General features: G+C 60.1%; 6 protein-coding genes. 5 read left to right on the top strand and 1 reads right to left on the bottom strand.

Translation table 11 applies throughout. The annotated features are described in order from the left end of the window. Nucleotides 1-428 precede the first annotated feature (428 nt). On the bottom strand, nucleotides 429-1,583 hold the full coding sequence (locus HX790_RS06460) for a phospholipase (protein ID WP_176991360.1): 1,155 nt from the start codon (nucleotides 1,581-1,583) through the stop codon (nucleotides 429-431). A gap of 236 nt (nucleotides 1,584-1,819) precedes the next feature. Here HX790_RS06460 and kdgD point away from each other — a divergent pair, with 236 nt between their 5' ends. The 5 genes from kdgD (at nucleotide 1,820) to HX790_RS06435 (ending at nucleotide 8,462) form a co-directional block, all read left to right on the top strand. After that, on the top strand, nucleotides 1,820-2,731 hold the full coding sequence (gene kdgD, locus HX790_RS06455; RefSeq protein ID WP_176991359.1) for a 5-dehydro-4-deoxyglucarate dehydratase: 912 nt from the start codon (nucleotides 1,820-1,822) through the stop codon (nucleotides 2,729-2,731). A 54-nt stretch (nucleotides 2,732-2,785) separates the two neighbouring features. Further along, nucleotides 2,786-4,231, top strand: a complete 1,446-nt coding sequence (locus HX790_RS06450; RefSeq protein WP_017138260.1) for an aldehyde dehydrogenase family protein — start codon at nucleotides 2,786-2,788, stop codon at nucleotides 4,229-4,231. Nucleotides 4,232-4,404: 173 nt separating this feature from the next. Next, a complete protein-coding gene (locus HX790_RS06445; protein ID WP_099548377.1) occupies nucleotides 4,405-5,769 on the top strand; it encodes an MFS transporter in 1,365 nt (454 codons plus the stop codon). 11 nt (nucleotides 5,770-5,780) lie between these two features. Then, on the top strand, nucleotides 5,781-7,334 hold the full coding sequence (garD, locus tag HX790_RS06440; RefSeq protein ID WP_176991358.1) for a galactarate dehydratase: 1,554 nt from the start codon (nucleotides 5,781-5,783) through the stop codon (nucleotides 7,332-7,334). A gap of 186 nt (nucleotides 7,335-7,520) precedes the next feature. After that, nucleotides 7,521-8,462, top strand: a complete 942-nt coding sequence (locus HX790_RS06435) for an AEC family transporter (protein WP_170036267.1) — start codon at nucleotides 7,521-7,523, stop codon at nucleotides 8,460-8,462. The last annotated feature ends 103 nt before the right edge of the window (nucleotides 8,463-8,565 follow it).

Genomic DNA, 8,565 nt, shown 5'->3' with positions numbered 1-8,565 from the left:
CAGAGCGTGGGAACAATCATTCCGCGTGCCCGCCAGGATTCGGATGCGGCCCGCGCGGCCATGCGCCTGCATTTGACCAATAGCCGTGAACGGCTGCGCCATGCCCATGAAGAGGCGCAAGCACAGCGCGGTTAACCGCCAAACACGTTCTAGTGTGGGAGCTGGCTTGCCTGCGATGGCTGAGTTTCAGGCAACTGATACTGTGTGCACGCACCGCTATCGCAGGCAAGCCAGCTCCCACATTTTGATCTCCTTGGCCTGGAGTTGATCGTTCCCACGCTCTGCGTGGGAATGCCGCCCTGGACGCTCCGCGTCCCGATGTGCGCGAGTATCTCAAGCCCCGTGCAAGGTGACGCAGAGCGTCACAGGATGTATTCCCACGCAGAGCGTGGGAATGATCAGTGGCAGGTCGGTTGGTACGATCAGTGTCAGGCCGGCTGGTTGGGCTTGTAGTCCTTGAGCAGCAGGTAAGTGCTCCAGCCCCACCAATCATTGGTCCAGTGCTTGTCGTTCAGGTCATTCACGTCCTTGCGGCGCAGCACCTTGTCACCCTCCATCTTGAACAGCGGCGAAAAGTTGTTCGCCGGGTTCTGCGCAGCATTCAGGTCCGGCACATACAGCGGTGCCTTGAAGCTGGCCGGGGAGGGCGCGACACCGCTGATAAAGGTCTCGAAGATCTCATCGGCCGAGGCCTGCACTGCACGTTTAACCATGGCCCGATTGTCCGCGTCGATCGCATCGAAGTAGCGCTTGTCCCCATAGGCGTGCCATTGATCACCCTTGGCATTGCGTACCTTGAGCCCGAACTTGCTGTCTTCGTCGTGCATGAAGCGGCTGATCAGTGAGCCCAACTCTCCTGGCGTGACCACCGCCGCCAATTGCTTGCGCGGCACGCGCAGGTGGCCGGCAGAAAACAGATCGGTCAAAAAGTGATCGGCAAAGCTGTTCATTGCATACGCCAGTTCCAGCGCCTGGTCGGTGCCAGTCTGGTGCGCGATGACCGCCTGTTGCAGTGCCGCCGTATGGCCGGCCAGGTACGCCGACAGCGCCCATTCGCCAAAGTGGTCGGCGTTGTCTGCTGCCAGCTTCAAGTAACGCCCCAGTGGAATCAGCGCCGAAACCGCACTGCCGCCGCCGGTAATGCGGTTCCATTCTTCGGACAACGTATCACCCAGCGCGTCATAGGCTTCATGGGGTTGTTTGCCGTCGCGGATGGCCTGGTTGACCGCGTTGATCTCCTTTTGCATGACTGCGAGGATTTTCCCGGCTTCTTCACGCGAGGCCGGTAGCACCGCCAGTGTGTTGAAAGCGGCGGTAAAACGTTGCACACGGTCGGCCGGGGAGGCGCCATCGCTGATGGCCTGGCCGGGAATGCCATAGAAATCACCGCCCAGGGCAATCACTTGGCCGTAGGTCAGCGCCAGGCCGTTGGGCAGGTGCAGTTCGACTTGCCGCGCAGGAATCGCCGGGGCGTCCTTGACGAAACGCAGCAGCGTGTCATCGCCGATGGCAGTGTGTTCACCGCCTTCAAAACGTAGGGTGGGCGGTGTTTTTTCGGGTGCTGCGAGTTCAAGACCTGACATGTTAGCTCCTTGCTATGTCGTAGGAATCTTCCGTAATAACTGTATATTTATACAGTAATTCAGAGCATAGAGGAATAATTTCCTACGTCAAGAAGCTGCGTTTAAACACGTGCCTGCGGATGAAGCCCGATGAATTGCAGTTGACGAATCATTTTATAGTTGTACGATGACGTACGACATCATCAAAACCAACAACAACCTTTCGACAGAAAGTCTTCATCCAGGGTGTTCGAATAATGAATCCACAAGAACTGAAGTCCATCCTCTCCCACGGTCTGCTGTCTTTTCCGGTAACCGATTTCAATGCCCAGGGTGACTTCCACCAGGCGGGCTACATCAAGCGTCTGGAATGGCTGGCCCCTTATGGCGCCACCGCCTTGTTCGCCGCCGGCGGCACCGGTGAGTTTTTCTCCCTGGCCGCCAGCGAATATTCCCAAGTGGTGAAGACCGCCGTTGATACCTGCGCCACCAGCGTGCCGATCCTGGCCGGTGTCGGCGGTTCGACCCGTCAGGCCATCGAATATGCGCAGGAAGCCGAGCGTCTTGGCGCCAAAGGCTTGCTGCTGTTGCCGCACTACCTGACCGAAGCCAGCCAGGACGGCGTCGCCGCCCACGTTGAGGCCGTGTGCAAGTCGGTCAAAATCGGCGTAGTGGTCTACAACCGCAATGTTTGCCGCCTGACTGCACGCTTGCTCGAACGCCTGGCCGAGCGCTGCCCGAACCTGATCGGCTACAAAGATGGCCTGGGTGATATCGAGCTGATGGTGTCGATCCGCCGCCGTCTCGGCGACCGTTTCAGCTACCTCGGCGGCCTGCCGACTGCCGAGGTTTACGCCGCTGCCTACAAGGCCCTGGGCGTGCCGGTGTACTCCTCGGCGGTGTTCAACTTCATCCCGAAAACCGCGATGGACTTCTACCACGCGATTGCCCAGGACGATCACGCCACTGTTGCCAAAATCATCGACAACTTCTTCCTGCCTTACCTCGATATCCGCAACCGTAAAGCCGGTTACGCGGTGAGCATCGTCAAGGCGGGCGCCAAAATTGCTGGTTACGACGCAGGCCCGGTGCGCACGCCGCTGACCGACCTGCTGCCGGAAGAATACGAAGCCCTGGCCGCGCTGATCGACAAGCAAGGTCCGCAGTAACTTATCAACAAGGCCGCTGAGTAATCAGCGGCCTTTTGCGTCAGGAGAAGATTTGTGTCCCAAGCCAAACGTTTTGAAAACTACATCAATGGCGAGTGGGTGGCCGGTGCCGACTACTGCAATAACATCAATCCGTCGGAGTTGTCCGATGTCATTGGCGAATACGCCAAGGCCGATGTAGCCCAAGTCAACGCCGCCATCGATGCCGCCCGCGCCGCGTTCCCGGCCTGGTCGACGTCCGGCATCCAGGCACGCCACGATGCACTGGATAAAGTCGGCAGCGAAATTCTCGCCCGCCGCGAAGAACTTGGCACCTTGCTGGCTCGGGAAGAGGGCAAGACCCTGCCCGAAGCCATCGGCGAAGTGACCCGCGCCGGTAACATCTTCAAATTCTTCGCGGGCGAATGCCTGCGCTTGTCTGGCGATTACGTGCCATCGGTGCGCCCAGGCGTGAATGTGGAAGTCACTCGCGAAGCCCTCGGTGTGGTCGGCCTGATCACGCCGTGGAACTTCCCGATTGCCATCCCTGCGTGGAAAATCGCTCCGGCCCTGGCCTACGGCAACTGCGTAGTGATCAAACCGGCTGAACTGGTGCCGGGTTGCGCCTGGGCCTTGGCCGAAATCATCTCCCGCGCCGGTTTCCCGGCCGGTGTGTTCAACCTGGTGATGGGCAGCGGCCGTGTGGTCGGCGATGTGTTGGTCAACAGCCCGAAAGTCGACGGCATCAGTTTTACCGGTTCGGTTGGCGTCGGGCGTCAGATCGCGGTCAGCTGCGTGTCGCGCCAGGCCAAAGTACAGTTGGAGATGGGCGGTAAAAACCCGCAGATCATCCTCGATGACGCCGACCTTAAACAGGCCGTCGAGCTGTCGGTACAGAGCGCGTTCTACTCCACCGGCCAGCGTTGCACGGCCTCCAGCCGCTTGATCGTCACCGCCGGTATCCACGACCAGTTCGTCGCGGCCATGGCCGAGCGCATGAAGTCGATCAAAGTCGGCCACGCGCTCAAAAGCGGCACAGACATTGGCCCGGTGGTCTCCCAGGCCCAGTTGGACCAGGACATGAAGTACATCGACATCGGCCAAAGCGAAGGCGCGCGGCTGGTCAGCGGTGGCGGCCTGGTGACCTGTGACACCGAAGGTTACTACCTGGCGCCGACGCTGTTTGCCGACAGCGAAGCCGCCATGCGTATCAGCCGTGAGGAGATCTTCGGCCCGGTGGCCAATGTGGTGCGTGTTGCGGATTACGAGGCGGCGCTGGCCATGGCCAATGACACCGAGTTCGGCCTGTCGGCGGGCATCGCCACCACCTCGCTCAAGTACGCCAACCACTTCAAGCGCCACTCCCAGGCCGGGATGGTGATGGTCAACCTGCCGACCGCCGGTGTGGACTACCACGTGCCGTTCGGTGGGCGTAAGGGTTCATCCTATGGTTCGCGTGAGCAAGGTCGCTATGCGCAAGAGTTCTACACAGTGGTGAAAACCAGCTACATCGGTTCGTAATACCTGCGAGCCCTGCTTGTGTGGGAGCTGGCTTGCCTGCGATAGCATCACTGCGGTGTACCTGACACACCGCGGTGCCTGTATCGCAGGCAAGCCAGCTCCCACACAAAGCCGGTCCCGCATACAACAAGACCATTACCCGCAAAAAAAATAATTAGTGGGAGTACATCTTCATGCAAGCGACCAAGCCGACTCACGTCCGCTATTTGATCCTGCTCATGCTGTTCCTGGTGACCACGATCAACTACGCCGACCGAGCCACTATCGCCATCGCCGGCTCCAGCCTGCAAAAAGACCTCGGCATCGACGCGGTCACCCTCGGTTATATCTTCTCTGCATTCGGTTGGGCCTACGTGGCCGGGCAAATCCCCGGTGGCTGGCTGCTGGACCGGTTCGGTTCAAAAAAAATCTACGCGCTGAGCATCTTCACCTGGTCGCTGTTCACCGTGCTGCAAGGCTATGTGGGTGAGTTCGGGGTTTCCACCGCGATTGTTGCGCTGTTTATGCTGCGCTTTTTGGTGGGCCTGGCTGAGGCGCCTTCGTTTCCCGGAAACGCCCGTATTGTGGCGGCGTGGTTTCCTACGGCCGAACGCGGCACTGCTTCGGCGATTTTCAACTCGGCGCAGTACTTCGCTACGGTACTGTTTGCACCGCTGATGGGCTGGATCGTCTACAGCTTCGGCTGGCAGCACGTGTTTATCGTGATGGGCGGCATCGGCATCCTGTTCTCGCTGATCTGGCTGAAACTTATCCACAGCCCGCGCCAGCATCCGATGATCAACGAAGCCGAGTTCAACCACATCGCGGCCAACGGTGCGATGGTCGACATGGACCAGGACAAAACCAAAGGCCAGAAAACCGACGGGCCGAAGTGGGATTACATCCGCCAACTGCTCACCAACCGCATGATGCTCGGCGTGTACCTGGGCCAGTACTGCATCAATGGCATCACCTATTTCTTCCTGACCTGGTTCCCGGTGTATCTGGTGCAGGAGCGTGGCATGACCATTCTCAAGGCGGGGTTCATTGCCTCGTTGCCAGCCATCTGCGGCTTTATCGGTGGCGTACTCGGCGGCGTGATTTCCGACTACCTGCTGCGCAAAGGCCATTCGCTGACGTTCGCGCGCAAGGCGCCGATCATTGCCGGCTTGTTGGTCTCCAGCAGCATCATCGCGTGTAACTACGTTGACGTTGAATGGATGGTGGTGGGCTTCATGGCTTTGGCCTTCTTCGGCAAAGGCGTTGGCGCACTGGGTTGGGCGGTGGTGTCCGACACCTCGCCGAAACAAATCGCCGGGCTCAGTGGCGGCTTGTTCAATATGTTTGGCAACCTGGCGTCCATCAGCACGCCGATCGTGATTGGTTACATCATCGCCACCACCGGCTCGTTCAAGTGGGCGTTGGTGTTCGTCGGCGCCAACGCGCTGTTGGCGGTGTTCAGCTACTTGGTGATCGTCGGCCCGATCAAGCGCGTGGTGCTCAAAGAGCCGCCAAGCAAAGGGCCGGAACTGACTAACCTTACCCAAGCGCACTCCTGAGGGGCGATGTAATGCAGTTGATTGAACATGCCGACTCGCCGCGCTCGATTCGTTTGCACGCGCGCGACAATGTGGTGATCGTGGTGAACGACCAGGGCGTGCCGGCCGGCACCGAGTTTCCGGACGGCCTGGTCACCGTGGATTTCATTCCACAGAGCCACAAGGTGACCCTGGAAGATATCCCCGAAGGCGGTGAGATTATTCGCTACGGCCAGACCATCGGCTATGCGCTGGCGCCGATTCCGCGTGGCAGTTGGGTACAGGAAGACCAATTGCGCATGCCGACTGCGCCGCCGCTGGACAGCTTGCCGCTGTCGACCGAGGTGCCAGCAACGCAGGCGCCGTTGGAAGGCTTCACGTTTGAGGGCTACCGCAACGCCGACGGCACCGTGGGCACGCGCAATATCCTCGGCATCACCACCACGGTGCAATGCGTCACTGGTGTGCTGGACCATGCGGTCAAGCGCATCAAGGACGAGTTGCTGCCCAAGTACCCGCACGTTGACGACGTGGTGGCGCTGACCCACAGCTATGGCTGTGGCGTGGCCATCACCGCGACCGATGCCTACATCCCGATCCGCACCGTGCGCAACCTGGCACGCAACCCGAACCTGGGCGGCGAAGCGCTGGTGATCAGCCTGGGCTGCGAAAAGCTGCAGGCCGGGCAGGTGATGCACGACAACGACAGTTCTGTCGACCTCAGTGAGCCTTGGCTGTACCGCTTGCAGGACTCCAGCCACGGGTTTACCGAAATGATCGAGCAGATCATGGCACTGGCCGAAACCCGCTTGAAGAAACTCGACCAGCGTCGCCGGGAAACCGTGCCGGCGTCCGAACTGATCCTGGGCATGCAATGCGGCGGTAGTGATGCGTTTTCCGGCATCACCGCCAACCCGGCGCTGGGCTATGCCTCGGATTTGCTGTTGCGAGCCGGGGCGACGGTGATGTTTTCCGAAGTCACCGAAGTGCGCGACGCCATCTACCTGCTGACGTCGCGCGCCGAGAGCAAGGAAGTTGCCCAGGAACTTGTCAGGGAAATGGACTGGTACGACCGTTATCTGGCCAAGGGTGAGGCGGATCGCAGCGCCAACACCACGCCGGGCAACAAGAAGGGCGGGTTGTCGAACATTGTCGAGAAGTCCCTGGGCTCCATTGTCAAATCCGGCAGCAGCGCGATCAATGGCGTGCTTGGCCCGGGTGAGCGGTTCAAGGGCAAGGGCCTGATCTTTTGCGCCACGCCGGCCAGCGACTTTGTCTGTGGCACCCTGCAACTGGCGGCCGGGATGAACCTGCATGTGTTCACCACCGGGCGTGGCACGCCTTACGGGCTGGCGATGGCACCGGTGGTCAAGGTCTCAACGCGCACGGAACTGGCGCAGCGCTGGCCGGACTTGATCGATATCGACGCCGGGCGTATCGCCACCGGGCGTGCGACCATCGAGGAGCTGGGCTGGGAGCTGTTCCACTTCTACCTGGATGTGGCCAGCGGCAAGAAACAGACGTGGGCGGAGCGGCATAAGCTGCATAACGACATCACCCTGTTCAACCCCGCGCCCATCACCTGAGACCAGCACGGACTCTGTGGTAGCTGGCTTGCCTGCGATGGCGGTGTATCAGTAACGAATGCATCGACTGACACTGCGCCATCGCAGGCAAGCCAGCTCCCACATTTGCTCGGGGTTGCCCAGACGAACCGGGCTGCATGGCTTATCATTAGCCACCTGACGACACCCACCAAGGTTCTCCCCGGCATGCTGGCTATCTTCCTCACCACCCTGACCATCACCGCGCCGGTGTTTGCCATGCTGTTTTTGGGTGTGCTGCTCAAGCGCATCAACTGGATCAACGACAACTTCATCCACGTTGCATCGTCGCTGGTGTTCAACGTCACCATGCCGGCGCTGCTGTTTCTCGGCATCCTCCACGCCGACCTGCATTCGGCGCTCAAACCCGGTTTGTTGATCTACTTTGCCGTTGCCACGCTGCTGAGCTTTGCTGTGGCCTGGGGCTGGGCGATCTTTCGCTGCCCGCGTGAAGACCGTGGCATTTATGCCCAGGGCGCGTTTCGCGGCAATAACGGCGTGATCGGCCTGGCGCTGGCGGCCAGCATGTACGGCGACTACGGCATCTCCCTTGGCGCGATTCTCGCGGCGCTGGTGATCCTGTTCTACAACACGCTGTCGACCATTGTGCTGGCGGTGTACAGCCCGGTGATCAAGTCCGACCCGTGGAGCATTTTCAAAAGCGTGATAGCCAACCCGCTGATCATCAGTGTGATCGTCGCCGCGCCGTTCGCGATCTTCAAGATCGGCTTGCCGGGGTGGCTGGAGTCGTCCGGGCAGTATCTGGCGGACATGACCTTGCCGCTGGCGCTGATCTGCATCGGCGGCACCTTGTCATTGGCGGCCTTGCGCAAAAGCGGGAGCATGGCCTTGAGTGCCAGCCTGGTGAAGATGATCGGCCTGCCGCTATTCGCGACGTTGGGCGCGTGGCTGCTGGGCTTTCGTGGGCCGGAATTGGGGATTTTGTTTCTGTATTTCGGCGCGCCGACGGCGGCGGCGAGTTTTGTCATGGCCAGGGCGGCTGAGGGCAACCATGAGTTGGCGGCGGCGATTATTGTGATCACCACGTTGATGGCGGCGGTGACCACCAATATCGGGATTTTTGTGTTGCAGGCGGGTGGGTGGATCTAAGGTTTGTGGTGTGCTTGAGGGCCAATCGCAGGCAAGCCAGCTCCCACATTTTGAATGTATTCACAGTTCAAATGTGGGAGCTGGCTTGCCTGCGATGGCTATC

It is taken from the genome of Pseudomonas sp. IPO3747 (assembly GCF_013385245.1).
Lineage (GTDB): Bacteria > Pseudomonadota > Gammaproteobacteria > Pseudomonadales > Pseudomonadaceae > Aquipseudomonas > Aquipseudomonas edaphica.
This window is presented reverse-complemented; position numbering and strand designations above follow the sequence as displayed.

Coding starts and splice junctions, on each gene's coding strand:
- HX790_RS06460 (WP_176991360.1), bottom strand. CDS start 1,583: ATGTCAGGTCTTGAACTCGCAGCACCCGAAAAAACACCGCCCACCCTA.
- kdgD (WP_176991359.1), top strand. CDS start 1,820: ATGAATCCACAAGAACTGAAGTCCATCCTCTCCCACGGTCTGCTGTCT.
- HX790_RS06445 (WP_099548377.1), top strand. CDS start 4,405: ATGCAAGCGACCAAGCCGACTCACGTCCGCTATTTGATCCTGCTCATG.
- garD (WP_176991358.1), top strand. CDS start 5,781: ATGCAGTTGATTGAACATGCCGACTCGCCGCGCTCGATTCGTTTGCAC.
- HX790_RS06435 (WP_170036267.1), top strand. CDS start 7,521: ATGCTGGCTATCTTCCTCACCACCCTGACCATCACCGCGCCGGTGTTT.